Origin of the sequence: Pseudomonas sp. S34, assembly GCF_009866745.1 — a bacterium.
In the GTDB taxonomy this organism is placed as follows: Bacteria; Pseudomonadota; Gammaproteobacteria; order Pseudomonadales; family Pseudomonadaceae; genus Aquipseudomonas; species Aquipseudomonas jessenii.
The window spans coordinates 2,951,227-2,968,244 of record NZ_CP019398.1; the positions used below are offsets into that span (position 1 = coordinate 2,951,227).

Genomic DNA, 17,018 nt, shown 5'->3' on the forward strand with positions numbered 1-17,018 from the left:
GATGACGCGATGGCTTTGCCTGCTGGCGATACTGGTGGCCGGCCATGCCGTCGCAGCGGACAAGGTGCGTTACTGCGATTACCCGGTGTACCCGCCGATCTCCTGGAGTGATGGCAAGCAGGTGCGCGGCCTGGCGCCCAGCGTGGTGAAGCACTTGTTCGGTCAACTGGGATATGAAGTCGAGATGGTCGTGCTGGGCAACTGGAAACGCTGCCTGCTGGACGCCGCCGAAGGCCGGGTCGATGTGGTACTGGCCTACAGCACCGCGCAACGGGAGCAGAGCATGCTGTTCTCGACGGTGCCGGTATTGCGTGAAGAAGTGGCGTTGTTCGTCAACCGCCAGCATCCGGTGAAATTCGAACAACTGGACGACCTGGCCCGTTACCGCGGTGGCCTGTTGTTCGGTGAGAGCTACGGCGTGGAGTTCGATCGCATGGTTGCGCGCAACAACAATATCGAATGGGTTTCCGACAGCCACCAGAACTTCGGCAAGCTGATTCGCGGGCGCATCGACTTCATCACTCAGGAGCGGCGCACCGGCCAGCTGTACGTGGAAAACCTGCCCGGCGGCCAGGACATCGTCGCCTTGCCCAAGGCGTTGAACGTGGACTACCTGCGGGTTGCCGTGTCGCGGCGCTCGCCTTTGGCCACTCGCATGCCCGAGATCAATGCGCAGTTGCAGCGCATGATCGATGCCGGTGACATCGAGCGCTGGCTCAACGAAAGCGAAGTGACCTACCGCGACATGATCAACCTGCCGGCGGATGCGCAATGATTCGCGCCCGTCCCGGTGGACTGTTGCGACGCCTGTTGCTGTTCATTCTGTTGTTTAGCCTGTGCTTCACCGTGCTCGCCAGCAGCGTGCAACTGTACATCGAGTATCGACGGGAAATGCGCGACATCGATTCGCGCATGGAACTGATCCGCGCCGGGTACCTGGCCAGCCTGGAACGCAGCCTCTGGGACTTGAACCAAGAGCAGTTGAATGTGCAGTTGCGCGGGCTGGTGGACTTCTCCGACGTCGCGCGGGTGCACTTGACCAGCGCCGACTTCGACCTGGTACAGGGCAATCCGGCCCCTGCGGGACCGCTGCGCATCGAACGCTTTGCCCTGGACTATCAGCCGCCGTCCGGCCCTTTGCGCAACTTGGGTGAACTGGAAGTCAGCACCGATCTGGGGGCGGTGTACCAGCGACTCTACGCCACCGGTTTGACCAGCCTGTTGTGGATGGCGGTGTTTCTCTGCGGTCTGGCCGTTGCCCTGTCGGGCTTGTTTTATCGACTGGTGACCCGACACCTGAAAGTCATGGCCGAGTTTGCCCGGCGTATCGCCGCCGGTGAATGGCAGGAACCCTTGCACCTGGACAAGCGCCGCGGCAGTGACGAAATCGACACCGTGGCCCATGCGCTGGACGACATGCGCCGGGCGATCCTGCGGGACATCGAGCGCCGGGAAACCGATCGGCTGGCCTTGCAGGACAACCGTGACGAGTTGCTGAAAATGGTCGAGCGCCGCACCGCCAGCCTGATGCGCGCCAAGGACGAAGCGGAAGCGGCCAACCTTGCCAAGTCGCGGTTCCTGGCGACCATGAGCCACGAACTGCGCACACCCCTCAATGGCATTCTCGGCATGGCCGAATTGCTGCGCGGCGCTCGGCTGGATGCCCAGGACGGCAAACGCCTGGATGCCCTGCACAAGGCCGGCGAAGGCTTGCTGACAATCCTCAACGAAGTGCTGTATTTCGCCAAGCTGGAGGAGGGCGTGAGCCATCCCGAACCGGTGGATTTCTCGCTGCGCCAGTTGCTCGACGAGGTACTGACTCTGTTGGAACCGCGAGCGCTGAACAACGACACGATCCTCAGTTGCCGCGTCGACCGGCGGATTGCCGAGCATCACCACGGCGCCGAGCAGTTCCTGCGCCAAGTGCTGAGCAACCTGCTGGCCAACGCGATCAAGTTCACCGAAGGCGGCGAAGTCAGCGTCGAGGTGGGGCTTCTTGGCGAAACTGGCGAGCAGTTGGGACAGCGGCTGCGGGTCTGTGTCACGGATGACGGCATCGGCATTGCCCCGCAGATGCAGGAAAAGATTTTCGAGCGTTTCACCCAGGCCAGCGAAGAAGTCGCGCAACGTTTTGGGGGCACGGGGTTGGGGTTGGCGATCTGCAAACACCTGGTGGAGCAGATGGGGGGTTGCATCGGCGTGGACAGTGAAGAGGGGCGCGGCAGTTGCTTCTGGTTCGAGTTGTCCTTGCAGCCGGCCAGCGGCGTGGCTGAGGCCCCGCCGGTTCGGGCGGCGGGGCCGGCACTGAACATCCTGGTGGTCGAAGACGTGGCGCTCAACCGCGAAGTGGTCCAGGGCTTGCTGCTACGGGACGGCCACCGGGTGTGGCTCGCCGAAGAAGCGGATCAGGCGCTGCAACACTGCGCGGCGCAGGTGTTCGACCTGATCCTGCTGGACGTGCATCTGCCGGGCATTAGTGGTGTCGAGTTATGCCGCCAGATCCGCCACAGCGACGGGGCGAACCGCCATACCCGTATTTTCGCCCTGACCGCCAGCGTGCAACCGGCACTGGTACGCGGTTATCTGGAGGCCGGCATGGACGGTGTCCTGGCCAAGCCCTTGAAACTGGAAAACCTGCGCCAGGTGCTGGAAGGGCATGTGCCTGTGGTCGAATCGCTGCTCAGCGATGAGGCAATGGACTGGCCGCTGTTACAGACCCATCGCAGCCTGCTCGGTGCGCAAAAGGTCCAGGGTCTGCTGGCGGTTCTGCGTGACTCGATCCTGCAGCACCGCGAGGCGCTGAATGAAGCCATGGCCGCCGATGACTGCACAGAGGTCGCGCAACTGGCTCACCGCCTGGCCGGTAGCTGCGATTCCCTGGGTTTTCGGGGTTTGGCCAGCACGTTAAGGGCGCTGGAGACCTTGGCGCTGGCGAACGATGAATCGGCGATCCGCCGCATGAGCCTCACGCTCGATGAGCAAATGCAGCATTCGCTCGATACCCTCAAAGGCCTGTTGCAGAGCTGACGTACAAGTTTGTTACGACTTTGTACAACTTCGATCTTTACGGTCAACGCGAACTTACATGGCTTTCCAATAATCGACGCAACCGCCGCAGCGCGGTCTTCGAAGCTTATTGGAGATAATAATAATGAATTGCCGTAAAGCTGATCCCTCCCTGCGCCGTGACGTCCTGTCGCGCGCTGCGCACCTCATCGACTGCTGAGGTGTGGACATGAACGAAAATACTGATCGCAAAGGCATTCAACTGACCCGTGCCCTGAAAAGCCGGCACATCTTCATGCTGTCCCTGGGCGGCGTCATCGGCACCGGGTTGTTCATGGGCTCTGGCGTGACCATCAACCAGGGCGGCCCGGTGGGGGCGATCCTGGCTTACCTGGTCGCGGGCTTCCTGATGTACCTGGTGATGGTCTGCCTGGGTGAACTGTCGGTGCAGATGCCGGTGTCCGGTTCGTTCCAGACCCACGCCACAAAATACATCGGCCCGGCCACCGGGTTCATGATCGGCTGGGTGTACTGGATGAGCTGGGCCACCACCGTGGGTCTGGAGTTCACCGCCGCCGGCATGCTGATGACCCGTTGGTTCCCGGAGGTGCCAATCTGGTACTGGTCGGCGCTGTTCGTGGTGGTGCTGTTCGGTATCAATGCCATGGCGACCCGCGCCTTTGGTGAAGCCGAATACTGGTTTTCGGGGATCAAGGTTGCGGCGATTCTCGGTTTCATCGTGGTCGGTGTGCTGGTGATCTTCGGCGTGATGCCCCTGAGCAGCGGCGCACCGGCGCCGATGGCGACCAACCTGATCGGCGATTCGTTGTTCCCCAACGGCCTGTCAGCCGTGTTCGCGGTGATGATGACCGTGGTCTACGCGTTCCAGGGTTGCGAGATCATGGGCGTGGCTGCCGGTGAAACCGATCAGCCGGAAAAAAGCATTCCCCGCGCCGTGCGCAACGTGGTGTTCCGCGTGCTGATCTTCTACGTGCTGGCGATCATCGTGCTGTCGGCCATCGTGCCCTGGCAGCAGGCGGGCCTGATGGAAAGCCCGTTCGTGCAGGTGTTCGACATGGTCGGCATTCCCTATGCGGCCGACCTGATGAACTTCGTGATCCTTACCGCGATCCTGTCGGTGGGCAACTCCGGCCTGTATGCCTCGACGCGCATCCTGTGGGCAATGTCGAAAACCGGCATGGCGCCCAAGAGCCTGTCGCCGCTGAGCAAACGTGGCGTGCCGCTGCGTGCCTTGAGCATCACTTTGTGCTTCGCGTTGGTGTCGCTGATGACCAGCTTCGTCGCCGCCGACACCTTGTTCATGGTGTTGATGGCGGTGAGCGGCATGTCCGGCACCGTGACCTGGATTGTCATCGCGCTGGCGCAGTACAAGTTCCGCAAGGCGTATTTGCGTGACGGCGGCAAACTCAGCGACCTGAAATACCGCGCGCCGTGGTTCCCGGTGCTGCCGCTGATGTGCATCACATTGTGCTGCTCGCTGTTCGTGTTCCTGGCCCTGGATGAAACCCAGCGTCCGTCGCTGTATTGGGGCTTTGGATTCATTGCGCTGTGCTATGGCGCGTACTTCCTGATCCATCGCAAGCGTCAGGGGGTATTGGCGCCGAGCTTGCCGACTGCCTGATTCCTTGAAGCAAGCACATCCCTCTGTGGGAGCGGGCTTGCTCGCGAAAGCGGTAGATCAGTCGACAGAGATGTTGAATGTGATGCCGCCTTCGCGAGCAAGCCCGCTCCCACATTGGTTTTGTGGTGGGCAGTCGATCTGCGACTTAGTCCTCTGTGATCAGTTGTTCGAAGTTGTAACAGCACCATCGGCACATCCCTCGCAATCCGAATAATACCTAATAAAACCAATGACTTGGCGACAGTGGCGGCTTGTTACAGCCCATTTCCTTCCCAATTGCCGCCTTACTGAACACTCGTTTAGTATGGCCTCAAGTCGCATCACCTCAGACCAAACACAATAATTCGAGGATTCCCATGACCACTCAATCGTCGCTGCTCAGTCAGGTCGAAGCAGGCGTTGCCTGGATCACCCTCAATCGCACGGCCCAGCGCAATGCGCTGGACATTCCGACGCTGAAAAACCTGCACGGCTTGCTCGACGGTTTCAACGCCGATCCAGCGGTGCGCGTGGTGGTGCTCACCGGTAGCGGCCGCAGTTTCTGCGCCGGCGCGGACCTTGATGAATGGGCCGATGCCGAAGCCCGGGGGGCGTTGGAAACCTACGGCTGGACCGAAACCGCCCACGCCTTGATGACCCGCCTGCACAGCCTGGAAAAACCGACCATCGCCGCCATCAACGGCACCGCCGTCGGCGCCGGGATGGACCTGACCCTGTGCTGCGACCTGCGCATCGCCGGGCAATCGGCACGCTTCAAGGCCGGCTACACCAGCATGGCGTACTCGCCGGACGCCGGCGCCAGTTGGCACTTGCCGCGCCTGATCGGCAGCGAACAGGCCAAGCGTCTGCTGTTCCTGGACGAATTGTGGGGCGCCGACCGTGCCCTCGACGCCGGTCTGGTCGGCGATGTCTGTGCCGACGATCAATTGCTGACGGTTACCAGCGAACTGGCCGCACGCCTGGCCGCTGGCCCGACCTTTGCCTTCGCCCAGACGAAGAAACTCATGCGTGAAGGCGCCGAACGCAGCCTGGCCGAACAACTGCAAGCCGAACTCGCCGCCGGCCTGCTCTGCGGTCGCAGCGAAGACGGCAACGAAGCCCTGCGTGCCGCCATGGAAAAACGCCCGGCACGCTTCATCGGTCGTTGATTCCTCTCCATCTCCCAGAACACGAACAACAGGTAGCACCATGAATTTCCAACTGACCCAAGAACAAGAAATGTTGGTGGACTCGGTACGCAGCTTCGTCGAGAAGGAACTGCTGCCCTATGAAGAGCAAGTCGACCGCGCCGACGAGGTTTCCCCGGAACTGGCAGCGCAGATACGCGGCAAGGCGATTGCCGCCGGTTTCTATGCGTTCAACATGCCCGAAGAAGTGGGTGGCGGTGGCCTGGATTACCTGTCCCAGGCGCTGATCGAGCGCGAGCTGTCCAAGGTGTCCTGGGCGCTGCACGTGTTTGTCGCACGGCCGTCGAAAATCCTCATGGCTTGCAAGGGCGAACAGATCAACGACTACCTGTTGCCGTGTATCCAGGGCGAAAAAATCGACTGCTTCGCCTTGACCGAACCGGGTGCCGGCTCCGATGCCAATGCGATCAAGACCCGCGCGGTGCGTGAAGGCGACGACTTCATTCTCAACGGCAGCAAGCACTTCATTAGCCACGCCGGCCACGCCGATTTCGCCATCGTCTTCGCCGTCACCGACACCTACGAACACAACGGCAAGAAGCGCAACGCCGTGACCTCGTTCCTGGTCGACCGCAACACCCCGGGCATGACCATCCGCCGTGGGCCGAAGTGCGTGAGCAACCGTGGTTATCACACCTTCGAAATGTTCTTCGACGACTGCCGCGTGCCGGCCAGCAAAGTGCTGGGCGAAGTCGGCAAGGGTTGGGACGTGGCCAACGCCTGGCTGACCGCCGGGCGCGTGATGGTCGCGGCCAACTGTGTCGGTCAGGCCCAGCGCGCACTGGACGTGTCCTTGCAATGGGCGGCGGACCGCAAGCAATTCGGCCAGCCGATCGGCACCTATCAAGGCGTGTCTTTCAAGCTGGCGGACATGGCCACGCAAATCCGCGCCGCCGAACTGCTGACCCTGCACACCGCCTGGAAAATGGACCAGGGCACCATGACCGATGGCGAGGCCGGCATGGCCAAGCTGTTTGCCAGTGAAGTGCTCGGCCGTACCGCCGACGAAGCGGTGCAGATCTTCGGCGGCATGGGCCTGATGGACGAAGGTCCGGTGGAGCGCATCTGGCGTAACGCGCGGATCGAACGGATCTGGGAAGGCACTTCGGAAATCCAGCGCCACATCATTTCCCGCGAGCTGCTGCGGCCGCTGCTGCGCTGATCGGCCCGGAGAACTCCCATGTCCCAAACTATTCGTGACAACCTCAAACGCATGCTCGCGCCGCAACACGTGGCGTTCGTCGGCGGCCGCAGCATGGCCCGCGCCCTCAAGCGCTGTGCCGAGGGTGGCTACCAAGGGCAAATGTGGCTGGTCAATCCGCAGCACGACAGCCTCGAAGGCGTTCCTTGCGTGCGCAGCGTTGCCGAGCTGCCTTGCGGCCCGGACGCGGTATTTATTGCGACCAACCGTGAGTTGACCCTGACTTGCGTGGCCGAACTGGCCGCCATCGGCGCAGGCGGCGCGATCTGCTACGCCTCCGGCTTCGCCGAGACCGGTGCCGAAGGCCAGGACTTGCAACAGCAACTGCTCAAGGCCGCTGGCGACATGGCCTTGCTCGGCCCCAACTGCTACGGCCTGCTCGACTACCTGCACAGCTCCGCTCTGTGGCCGGTGGCCCACGGCGGCAAGGCAGTCGAGAAGGGCGTGGCGGTGCTGACCCAGAGCGGCAACTTCGCCTACAACCTGTCCATGAGCGACCGCTCGCTGCCGGTGGCCTACATGGCCTCGGTGGGCAATCAGGCGCAACTGGGCGTGGCTGAACTGATGGACGTGTTGCTCGACGAACCTCGGGTCACCGCCATCGGCCTGCACCTGGAAGGCCTGAAGAATGTGCCAGGTTTTGCCCGGGCTGCGCACAAGGCACTGGAGAAGGGCATTCCGATCATCGCCCTGAAAACCGGCGTGTCGCAGATCGGTGCCGAACTGGCCTTGAGTCACACCAGCTCGCTGTCCGGCTCCGATGCGCTGTATGACGCGCTGTTCGACCGTCTCGGGGTGATTCGCGTCAGCGGCCCGGTGAGTTTTGTCGAAACCCTCAAAGCCGCGGCCTGCGGCAATCTGCCGGCGGGCAACAGCCTGATTGCGCTGGCCTGTTCCGGTGGCGACGCCGGGCTGATTGCCGACTATGCCGAACGCAACGACCTGAGCCTGCCGAAACTCGATCAAGGGCAGGTCGGCGAACTCGCGCAAGTGCTGCCGACCTACGCCAACCTGGTCAACCCGCTGGATTTCACCACGGCGATCTGGGGCGACGGCGAAGCCTTGAACCGTATGCTCGACAGCGCGCTGCGCACCGAAGCCGACGCGGCGATGCTGGTGCTCGACTATCCGTCGGAGTTCACCGGCGAGCGCAAGGAATGCGACCTGCTGCTGGAGTTGTACTGCGCGGCACTGCAACGTCACGGCAAGACCGGCTTTGTCACCTCGGCCTTCCCTGAATTGCTGCCGGCCCATGCCCGTGAACGTCTGCACGCCCAAGGCGTCGCAGCCTTGCAGGGCGTTGAAGACGGGTTGGCCGCGTGGGGCCGCATCGCCGGTTATCAGCGCAATCGCCATGCCTTGCTGGCGCTGGGGGAATCGGCGCTGGTGCCGTTGTGCCCGCAGGCGCTGGAAGGCGAGGGACGCTTGCTCAATGAATGGGATTCCAAACAGGCGTTAAAAGCCTTTGGCCTGCCGACGCCCAACGGCGTATTGAGCACGCCGGACAAGGCCCTGAAGGCAGCAGAAACCCTGGGCTATCCGCTGGTACTCAAAGCGGTCAGCGCTCAACTGCCACACAAGACCGAGGCCGGTGCCGTGGCGCTGAACCTCAAGGACGGCGCGGCATTGAGCGCTGCACTGGAGAAGATGCGCACCAGCATTGCCGCTTACGCCCCGGGCGTCGTGTTCGATCAGCTGTTGCTCGAACCCATGGCCAAGCCGCCACTGGCTGAGCTGATTGTCGGCATCAAGCGCGAAAACGATTTCGGCCTCGCCCTGGTGATCGGTGCCGGCGGCATTCTGGTGGAGTTGCTCAAGGACAGTCGCAGTCTGTTGCTGCCGACCACCGACGGCGCGATCCGCAATGCCTTGCTCAGTCTGCGCAGCGCACCGCTACTGCAAGGTTTCCGTGGTCGCGAGTCTGCTGACCTGGACGCCCTGGTGGCCGCGATCCGCGCCGTGGCCGATTACGCCTGCGAAAACGCCGCGCAGTTGCTGGAACTCGATGTGAACCCATTGTTGGTCAGTGCCCAAGGCACGACTGCGGTCGATGCGTTGATTCGCTTCGGCCACGAGTGAGGACATGAACATGCAAAGCAAAACATTGACCGGTGGCCAGGCCCTGGTGCGCCTGTTGGCCAACTACGGCGTCGATACCGTGTTCGGCATTCCCGGCGTACACACCTTGGAGCTGTATCGCGGCTTGCCCGGCAGCGGCATCCGTCATGTGCTGACTCGTCATGAGCAGGGCGCCAGTTTCATGGCCGACGGCTACGCCCGGGTCAGCGGCAAACCCGGCGTGTGCTTCGTCATCACCGGCCCCGGCGTGACCAACGCCGCCACCGGCATCGGCCAGGCCTACGCCGACTCGATTCCGATGCTGGTGATTTCCAGCGTCAACCACAGCGCCAGCCTGGGCAAGGGCTGGGGCAGCCTGCACGAGTGCCAGGACCAGCGCGCAATGACCGCGCCGATCACTGCGTTCTCGGCCGTGGCACTGACTGCCGAAGACCTGCCGGAACTGATCGCCCGTGCCTACGCGGTGTTCGACAGCGAGCGCCCGCGCCCGGTGCACATCTCGGTGCCGCTGGACGTGTTGTCGGCGCCGATTGCCCGTGACTGGAGTAATGAGGTGGTGCGTCGTCCGGGTCGTGGCCCGGCATCGACCACCGCAATTGATCAAGCCGTGGCGAAACTCAACGCTGCCAAGCGACCAATGATCATTGCCGGTGGTGGCGCCTTGAATGCCACCTCTGAGCTGCAAGAAATCAGCACCCGGCTGGCCGCGCCACTGTTCACCAGCGTCGCCGGTAAAGGCCTGCTGCCGCCGGACGCGCCGCTCAACGCCGGCTCATCCCTGTGTGTGGAGCCGGGCTGGAACCTGATCGCCGAGGCCGACGTGGTGCTGGCGGTCGGCACCGAAATGGCCGACACCGACTTCTGGCGCGAACGCCTGCCACTCAATGGCGAACTGCTGCGCGTCGATATCGACCCACGCAAATTCAACGACTTCTACCCCTGCGCGGTGGCGTTGCATGGCGATGCGCAACAAACCCTCAGTGGCTTGCTTGAGCGCCTGCCAACCGACGTGCGCGAGGCCAGCGCTGCGATTGCCTCGGTCGCCGCACTGCGTAAAGCGGTCAAGGCCAGCCATGGCCCGTTGCAATCGATTCATCAGTCGATCCTGGATCGCATTGCGGCGGAGCTGCCGGACAACGCTTTCATCAGCACCGACATGACCCAACTGGCCTATACCGGCAACTATGCCTTCGACAGCCTCGCCATTCGCAGTTGGTTGCACCCGACCGGCTACGGCACCTTGGGATATGGCCTGCCGGCCGGGATCGGCGCCAAATTCGGTGCGCCGCAGCGGCCTGGGCTGGTGCTGGTGGGCGACGGTGGTTTCCTCTACACCGCCCAGGAACTGGCCACCGCCGTGGAAGAACTGGACAGCCCGCTGGTGGTGCTGCTGTGGAACAACGATGCGCTGGGGCAGATCCGCGACGACATGCTCGGCCTGGACATCGAGCCCATCGGCGTCTTGCCGCGCAACCCGGATTTCGCCGCCCTTGCGCGTGCCTTCGGCTGCACCGTGACCCAGCCGCAAAGCCTCGCCGAGTTGCAGACCGACTTGCGCCATGGCTTCAAGCGCAACGGCGTGACCCTGATCGAACTCAAGCATGCCTGTGCGCATTGATCTGCATTTTAAGGGGATGAAGCCATGCGCTTTTCCGATCTGACTCAACGTATCGCCGGTGACGGCGCCGCCGCGTGGGACATTCACTACCGGGCCCTGGCACTGCGCGAGCAAGGCGAAGACATTCTGCTGTTGTCCGTGGGCGATCCGGATTTCGACACGCCACAGCCCATCGTGCAGGGTGCGATCGACAGCCTGCTGAACGGCAACACGCACTATGCCGAGGTGCGCGGCAAGCGTGCCCTGCGTGAAGCCATCGCCAGGCGTCATCAACAACGCAGCGGCCAAAACGTTTCGGCCGATCAGGTCACCGTACTGGCCGGGGCGCAATGTGCGCTGTTCAGCGTGGCCCAATGCGTACTCAATCCGGGTGACGAAGTGATCGTCGCCGAGCCCATGTACGTCACCTACGAAGCGGTATTCGGTGCTTGCGGTGCCGTGGTGGTGCCGGTGCCCGTACGCTCGGAAAACGGCTTTCGCGTGTTGCCCGAAGATGTCGCCGCGCGCATCACGCCACGCACCCGGGCACTGGCACTGAACAGCCCGCACAACCCGTCGGGCGCGAGCCTGCCGCGCAGCACCTGGGCCGCCTTGGCTGAGTTGTGCATCGGCCATGACCTGTGGCTGATTTCCGATGAGGTCTACAGCGAACTGCTGTTCGAAGGCGAACACGTCAGCCCGGCGAGTCTGCCGGGCATGGCCGAGCGCACCGCGACCCTCAACAGTCTGTCGAAATCCCACGCCATGACCGGTTGGCGCGTCGGCTGGGTGGTGGCGCCGCCATCTTTGGCCGCGCACCTGGAAAACCTCGCGTTGTGCATGCTCTACGGCTCGCCGGATTTCATTCAGGACGCCGCCGTGGTGGCCCTGGAAAGCGACCTGCCGGAACTCGAAGCCATGCGCGAAGCCTATCGCCAGCGTCGCGATCTGGTGTGCGACAGCCTGGCCGATTGCCCCGGCGTGCGGGCGTTGAAACCCGATGGCGGGATGTTCGTGATGCTCGATATCCGCCAGACCGGGCTCAGCGCCCAGGCGTTTGCCGACCGTCTGCTGGATCGCCACGGCGTGTCGGTCCTGGCGGGCGAGGCCTTTGGTCCGAGCGCGGCGGGGCACATTCGCCTCGGTCTGGTGGTCGGTGCCGAACCGCTGCGCGATGCCTGCCAGCGCATTGCCCGTTGTGCCCAGGAATTGATGGAGGCCCAGGTTCATGCTTAATCACAAGACACTGTTCATTGATGGCCGCTGGCAAACCCCGTCGGGGCGGGGCATCGCCGAGGTGATCAACCCGGCCACCGAGGAAGTCTGCGGCAGCGTTCCGCTGGGTGATGAATTCGATGTTGAAAACGCCGTGGCGTCGGCTCGCCGGGCCTTCGCTTCATGGTCGCGCACGCCGTCCAGCGTGCGTGCCGGTTATATCCGTGCACTGGCCGATCAACTGCGCAATCGTGCCGATGAGATGGCCGCGGTCATCACAACGGAACTGGGCATGCCGGTGCAATGGTGCCGCTCGGTGCAGGTCGACGGGCCGATCACTGGCCTTGAGCAGTACGTCGAACTGGCGCATCTCATGGACGAGGTGCGCGAAGTCGGCAACTCGCTGGTGATCCGCGAGGCCGTGGGTGTCTGCGCGTTCATCAATCCGTGGAATTACCCGCTGCACCAGTTGATCGGCAAACTCGCCCCGGCACTGGCCGCCGGTTGCACGGTGGTGGTCAAGCCGAGTCAGGAAACCCCGCTGCATGCCTTCCTGCTGGCGCAGATGATCGAGGACATCGGCCTGCCTGCCGGGGTGTTCAACCTGGTCAGCGGTCCGGGTTCGAAAGTCGGCGAAGCGCTGGCCAAACACCCGGACGTGGACATGGTGTCGTTTACCGGCTCCACCGGTGCCGGGGTGCGGGTCGCGCAAGCGGCGGCACCTTCAGTCAAGCGCGTGTGCCTGGAACTGGGCGGCAAGTCGCCGTTGCTGATCGCCGAGGATGCCGACCTGGCAGCGGCGGTGCGCTACGGCGTGCAGGACGTGATGATCAACTCCGGCCAGACCTGCACCGCGCTGACCCGCATGCTGCTGCCGGCCAGCCGCTACGCGGAGGCCGTCGAACTGGCGCTGGCGGAAACGTTGAGCCTGCGCATGGGCGATCCCCTCGACCCGCAAAGCTTCCTCGGCCCGATGTGTTCGGCCGGGCAAAAACGCACCGTGCTCGATTACATCAAGGTCGGCCAACAGGAAGGCGCACGGTTGCTGTGCGGCGGTGACACGCCATCGACGTTCGAGCGCGGGTTCTATGTCAGCCCGACACTGTTCGCCGATGTCGACAACCGCATGCGCATTGCCCAGGAAGAAATCTTCGGCCCGGTGCTGTGCCTGATTCCCTACGCCGATGAGGCGCAAGCGATCCAGATCGCCAACGACTCGCCGTTCGGCCTGTCCAGCGGCGTCTGGGCCGGCAGTGCCGAGCGTGCCTTGCAACTGGGGCGTCAGCTGCGCGCCGGTCAGTGCTTCCTCAACGGTGCGGCGTTCAATTATCAGGCGCCGTTCGGTGGCTACAAACAGTCGGGTAACGGTCGCGAATGGGGTGAGGAGGGGCTGAACGAGTTCGTCGAAGTGAAGGCGATCCAGGTGTGACGGTTGGCGATTCAAACGTTGTATGCACCGGGCCCTGGCCCGGTGTCTTGCGTGGTTTTGAACCGGTAATTCATTAGCTTTTTGATCAGGGGCAATGCAATGAGCGATAACAAAAACAAGATTACTCAAGCGAACCATGAATTCAGTTTTCCGCGTAGAGACTTCCTCAAGTACAGCGCCGCTGCCGCAGCGGTGGCCGGGGCGTTCTCCATGGGCCTGCCGTTCGGTGCCTTCGCCGAAGACGCCACGCCAAAACCCGGCGGCGTACTGCGTCTGGGCCTGGCCGGAGGCAGCACCACGGACTCTAAGGATCCGGGCTCCTGGGCGGACACCTTCACCTTCGTCGGCTTCTCGGCGGTCTATAACACCCTGACCGAAATTGCCGTCGACGGCACCGCGATCCCCGAACTGGCGGAAAGCTGGATCTCGACCCCGGACGCGCGCATCTGGACCTTCAAAATCCGTCAGGGCGTGACCTTCCACAACGGCAAGACCCTGACCGCCGACGACGTTGTCGCTTCGATCCAGCACCACCTCGGCGAGAAATCCACCTCGGCGGCCAAGACCGTGCTGGGTGACGTGGCCAAGGTCAGCGCCAACGGCAGCGACAGCGTGGTGTTCGAACTGCACTCGGGCAACGCCGACTTCTCGTATGTGGTCGCCGATTACCACCTGGCGATCATGCCGAGCAAGGATGGCGCGGCGGACTGGCAGGCCGGCGCCGGCACCGGTGGCTATCGCCTCAAGGACTTCGAGCCGGGCGTGCGCATGACCCTGGAACGCAGCCCCGATTACTGGAAACCGGGCCGGGCACACTTCGCCAGTGCCGAGCTGATTGCCATTGCCGACGGCGCGGCGCGGGTCAATGCGCTGGTCACCGGGCAAGTGGATGTGATCAACAAGGTCGACCTGAAAACCGTCGCGCTGCTCAAGCGCAACCCGAATCTGGTCATCGAAGAAACCAAAGGCGCCCAGCACTACACCTTCCCGATGCTCACCGACAGTCAGGTGTTCCAGAACAACGACGTGCGCCTGGCGATGAAGCATGCGATCAACCGCGAAACCCTGCTGGCTTCGGTGCTGCATGGCTATGGCCTGGTGGGCAACGACCATCCGATCCAGCCTGGCAGCCGCTTCATCAACACTGCGCTGGAGCAGCGCACCTACGACCCGGACAAGTCGCGCTTCTACCTGAAAAAGGCCGGTCTGGATTCGCTCAAGGTTCGCCTGCAAGCCTCTGACGCTGCCTATACCGGCGCCGTGGATGCGTCGGTGCTGTTCAAGGAACAGGCTCGCGCCGCCGGGATCGACATCGACGTGGTGCGCGAACCGGCGGACGGCTTCTTCTCCAACGTGTGGATGAAGCAACCGTTCACCACTTCGTTCTGGTACAGCAGCCTGACCGCCGACCGCATGTTCAGCATCGGTTACGCCAAGGGCGCGGCGTGGAACGAAACCCACTGGGACAACCCGCGCTTCAATCAACTGCTCAACGCCGCTCGCGGCGAAATGAACGACCCGCTGCGCCGCGAGATGTACAACGAAATGCAGGCGCTGTGCCGGGACGAGGGCGGGGCGATCGTGCCGTTGTTCGCCAGTTCCGTGGCGGCGCGCTCGAACAAGGTTGCTCACGGCGCACAGACTGCGCCCTATGGCGAGCTGGATGGCCTGCGGGTGATCGAGCGGTGGTGGCAGGCGTGATGCCGGGATCGATCAAACAATGACGATCAACTGTGGGAGCGGGCTTGCTCGCGAAAGCGGTGTGTCAGTCGCCACATATGTCAGCTGACAGAACCTCTTCGCGAGCAAGCCCGCTCCCACAGGGGAAATCGCAGTCTTCAAAGGCGTGCCAATTTCAAGGAACTGCACGATGAGAAGTATTTTCAAGCTGTTGGGACAGCGTCTGGCGCTAGGCCTGCTCTCGCTGTTCGCCGTCTCAGTGATCATTTTCCTCGCCGTCGGCATGCTCCCGGGCGATATCGCCCAGGCCATGCTGGGCCAGTCGGCCACTCCGGAAACCGTGGCCGCCTACCGCGCGCAACTGGGGCTGGACCTGCCGCCATTGTCCCGCTTTGGCCACTGGATCTGGCAGTTGCTGCACGGTGATCTCGGTGTGTCGCTGGCCAACCAGCGGCCGATCGCCGAACTGGTGGGTACGCGTTTGGGCAACACCTTCAGCCTCGCATTGCTGGCAGCGCTGGTGTCGGTGCCGCTGGCTTTGCTGCTGGGGATGCTCGCGGCGCTGTACCGCAACAGCTGGTTCGACCGTTTGCTCAACACCTCGGCGCTGAGCGCGGTGTCGTTCCCCGAGTTTTTCGTCGCCTACATCCTGATCCTGGTGTTCGCGGTGAAGCTCAACTGGTTTCCTAGCATTTCCAACCTGGCGCCGGACGCCTCGTTGGGCACGGTACTGGAGCGTTCGGTGTTGCCGGTGGCGACCCTGAGCCTGGTGGTCATCGCGCAGATGATGCGCATGACCCGCGCATCCTTGATCAACCTGCTGGCCAGCCCCTACATCGAAATGGCCCGGCTCAAGGGCATCAGCCAGTCGCGGATCATCTTCCGTCACGCCTTGCCCAATGCCCTGGCCCCCATCGTCAACGTGGTGGCGCTGAACCTCGCGTACCTGGTGGTTGGCGTGGTGGTGGTCGAAGTGGTGTTTGTCTATCCGGGGCTCGGCCAGTTGCTGGTGGACTCGGTGGCCAAGCGTGACATCCCGGTGGTGCAGGCCTGCAGCCTGATCTTCGCCGCGACCTACATCCTGCTCAACACCAGTGCCGATGTGCTGTCGATTGCCAGCAACCCACGCCTGATGCATCCGAAGGGGTAGACCATGAGCCTGTTAAAACAAGTGTGGCAGGCGCCCCTGAGCGCCAAGTTCGGTTTGTTGATGATCCTGCTGTACGTGCTGGTGGCGGTGTTCGCGCCGGTATTGGCACCGTTCGGCGAAACCCAGGTGGTGGGCGAGGGCTTCGCCCCCTGGGGCGGGCAGTTCCTGTTGGGCACCGATAACCTGGGGCGTGACATGTTCAGCCGCCTGGTCTATGGCGCGCGCAACACCCTGGGCATTGCCTTCCTCACCACCGTCCTGGCGTTCCTGCTCGGTGGCTTGAGCGGCCTGATCGCAGCGATCAAGGGCGGTTGGGTCGACCAGGGATTGTCCCGGGTGGTGGACATCCTGATGGCCATTCCGCAACTGATCTTCGCCTTGCTGATCCTCAGCGTGGTCGGCACCACGGCGACGTCGCTGGTGCTGGTGATTGCGCTACTGGATGCGACCCGGGTGTTTCGGCTGTCTCGTGCTGTGGCGATGAACGTGGTGGTGCAGGATTTCGTCGAAGCCGCACGCCTGCGCGGTGAAGGCCTGTGGTGGCTGGTGACCCGCGAGGTGTTGCCGAACGCGGCGGCACCGCTGATTGCCGAGTTCGGCCTGCGTTTCTGCTTCGTGTTCCTGTTCATCAGTGCGCTGTCGTTCCTCGGCCTGGGCATCCAGCCGCCCACCGCCGACTGGGGCAGCATGGTGCGCGACAACGCGGTGCTGATCACCTTTGGCGACATCAGCCCGTTGCTGCCCGCCCTGGCCGTGGCCTTGATCACAGTCAGCGTCAATTTCGTCGTCGACTGGATGCTGCACAAATCCAGCGGCCTCAAGGAATGCTGAA

12 protein-coding genes are annotated in these 17,018 nt (G+C 63.1%); all 12 read left to right on the plus strand.

The genetic code is table 11. The features are described from left to right. Nucleotide 1 precedes the first annotated feature (1 nt). The 12 genes from PspS34_RS13150 to PspS34_RS13205 all read left to right on the plus strand — a co-directional run bounded on the left by PspS34_RS13150 (nucleotide 2) and on the right by PspS34_RS13205 (nucleotide 17,017). Entirely contained in the window at nucleotides 2-775 is a 774-nt protein-coding gene (locus tag PspS34_RS13150; RefSeq protein WP_154908994.1) for a transporter substrate-binding domain-containing protein, read from the plus strand. Continuing rightward, nucleotides 772-3,027, plus strand: a complete 2,256-nt coding sequence (locus tag PspS34_RS13155) for an ATP-binding protein (protein ID WP_159389883.1) — start codon at nucleotides 772-774, stop codon at nucleotides 3,025-3,027. Before PspS34_RS13150 ends, PspS34_RS13155 begins: the two co-directional genes overlap by 4 nt. Nucleotides 3,028-3,235: 208 nt before the next feature. Next, entirely contained in the window at nucleotides 3,236-4,648 is a 1,413-nt protein-coding gene (locus PspS34_RS13160) for an amino acid permease (protein ID WP_154946393.1), read from the plus strand. A gap of 356 nt (nucleotides 4,649-5,004) precedes the next feature. Then, on the plus strand, nucleotides 5,005-5,796 hold the full coding sequence (locus PspS34_RS13165) for an enoyl-CoA hydratase-related protein (RefSeq protein ID WP_150813208.1): 792 nt from the start codon (nucleotides 5,005-5,007) through the stop codon (nucleotides 5,794-5,796). A 40-nt stretch (nucleotides 5,797-5,836) separates the two neighbouring features. Further along, the gene (locus PspS34_RS13170; protein ID WP_008021395.1) at nucleotides 5,837-6,997 is read left to right on the plus strand and encodes an acyl-CoA dehydrogenase family protein; all 1,161 of its coding nucleotides are present in this window, start codon (nucleotides 5,837-5,839) and stop codon (nucleotides 6,995-6,997) included. Between the two features lie 18 nt (nucleotides 6,998-7,015). Further along, the gene (locus PspS34_RS13175; RefSeq protein ID WP_159389884.1) at nucleotides 7,016-9,115 is read left to right on the plus strand and encodes an acetate--CoA ligase family protein; all 2,100 of its coding nucleotides are present in this window, start codon (nucleotides 7,016-7,018) and stop codon (nucleotides 9,113-9,115) included. A gap of 10 nt (nucleotides 9,116-9,125) precedes the next feature. Then, nucleotides 9,126-10,733, plus strand: a complete 1,608-nt coding sequence (locus PspS34_RS13180; RefSeq protein WP_159389885.1) for a 5-guanidino-2-oxopentanoate decarboxylase — start codon at nucleotides 9,126-9,128, stop codon at nucleotides 10,731-10,733. A 24-nt stretch (nucleotides 10,734-10,757) separates the two neighbouring features. Beyond that, nucleotides 10,758-11,948: a pyridoxal phosphate-dependent aminotransferase gene (locus PspS34_RS13185; RefSeq protein ID WP_159389886.1), complete on the plus strand. Its 1,191-nt coding sequence runs from the start codon at nucleotides 10,758-10,760 to the stop codon at nucleotides 11,946-11,948. Then, nucleotides 11,941-13,356 carry an aldehyde dehydrogenase family protein gene (locus PspS34_RS13190; protein ID WP_159389887.1) on the plus strand — a complete coding sequence of 472 codons (1,416 nt, stop codon included), beginning with the start codon at nucleotides 11,941-11,943 and terminating at the stop codon, nucleotides 13,354-13,356. Before PspS34_RS13185 ends, PspS34_RS13190 begins: the two co-directional genes overlap by 8 nt. Before the next feature lie 99 nt (nucleotides 13,357-13,455). Continuing rightward, the gene (locus PspS34_RS13195) at nucleotides 13,456-15,057 is read left to right on the plus strand and encodes an ABC transporter substrate-binding protein (RefSeq protein ID WP_154909003.1); all 1,602 of its coding nucleotides are present in this window, start codon (nucleotides 13,456-13,458) and stop codon (nucleotides 15,055-15,057) included. A 169-nt stretch (nucleotides 15,058-15,226) separates the two neighbouring features. After that, the gene (locus PspS34_RS13200) at nucleotides 15,227-16,186 is read left to right on the plus strand and encodes an ABC transporter permease (RefSeq protein WP_057714915.1); all 960 of its coding nucleotides are present in this window, start codon (nucleotides 15,227-15,229) and stop codon (nucleotides 16,184-16,186) included. Nucleotides 16,187-16,189: 3 nt separating this feature from the next. Continuing rightward, a complete protein-coding gene (locus PspS34_RS13205) occupies nucleotides 16,190-17,017 on the plus strand; it encodes an ABC transporter permease (RefSeq protein WP_057714914.1) in 828 nt (275 codons plus the stop codon). The last annotated feature ends 1 nt before the right edge of the window (nucleotide 17,018 follow it).

Bases quoted from the DNA above. Each gene is read 5' to 3' on its own strand.
- PspS34_RS13150 (WP_154908994.1), top strand. From the start codon at position 2: ATGACGCGATGGCTTTGCCTGCTGGCGATACTGGTGGCCGGCCATGCC.
- PspS34_RS13155 (WP_159389883.1), top strand. From the start codon at position 772: ATGATTCGCGCCCGTCCCGGTGGACTGTTGCGACGCCTGTTGCTGTTC.
- PspS34_RS13160 (WP_154946393.1), top strand. From the start codon at position 3,236: ATGAACGAAAATACTGATCGCAAAGGCATTCAACTGACCCGTGCCCTG.
- PspS34_RS13165 (WP_150813208.1), top strand. From the start codon at position 5,005: ATGACCACTCAATCGTCGCTGCTCAGTCAGGTCGAAGCAGGCGTTGCC.
- PspS34_RS13170 (WP_008021395.1), top strand. From the start codon at position 5,837: ATGAATTTCCAACTGACCCAAGAACAAGAAATGTTGGTGGACTCGGTA.
- PspS34_RS13175 (WP_159389884.1), top strand. From the start codon at position 7,016: ATGTCCCAAACTATTCGTGACAACCTCAAACGCATGCTCGCGCCGCAA.
- PspS34_RS13180 (WP_159389885.1), top strand. From the start codon at position 9,126: ATGCAAAGCAAAACATTGACCGGTGGCCAGGCCCTGGTGCGCCTGTTG.
- PspS34_RS13185 (WP_159389886.1), top strand. From the start codon at position 10,758: ATGCGCTTTTCCGATCTGACTCAACGTATCGCCGGTGACGGCGCCGCC.
- PspS34_RS13190 (WP_159389887.1), top strand. From the start codon at position 11,941: ATGCTTAATCACAAGACACTGTTCATTGATGGCCGCTGGCAAACCCCG.
- PspS34_RS13195 (WP_154909003.1), top strand. From the start codon at position 13,456: ATGAGCGATAACAAAAACAAGATTACTCAAGCGAACCATGAATTCAGT.
- PspS34_RS13200 (WP_057714915.1), top strand. From the start codon at position 15,227: ATGAGAAGTATTTTCAAGCTGTTGGGACAGCGTCTGGCGCTAGGCCTG.
- PspS34_RS13205 (WP_057714914.1), top strand. From the start codon at position 16,190: ATGAGCCTGTTAAAACAAGTGTGGCAGGCGCCCCTGAGCGCCAAGTTC.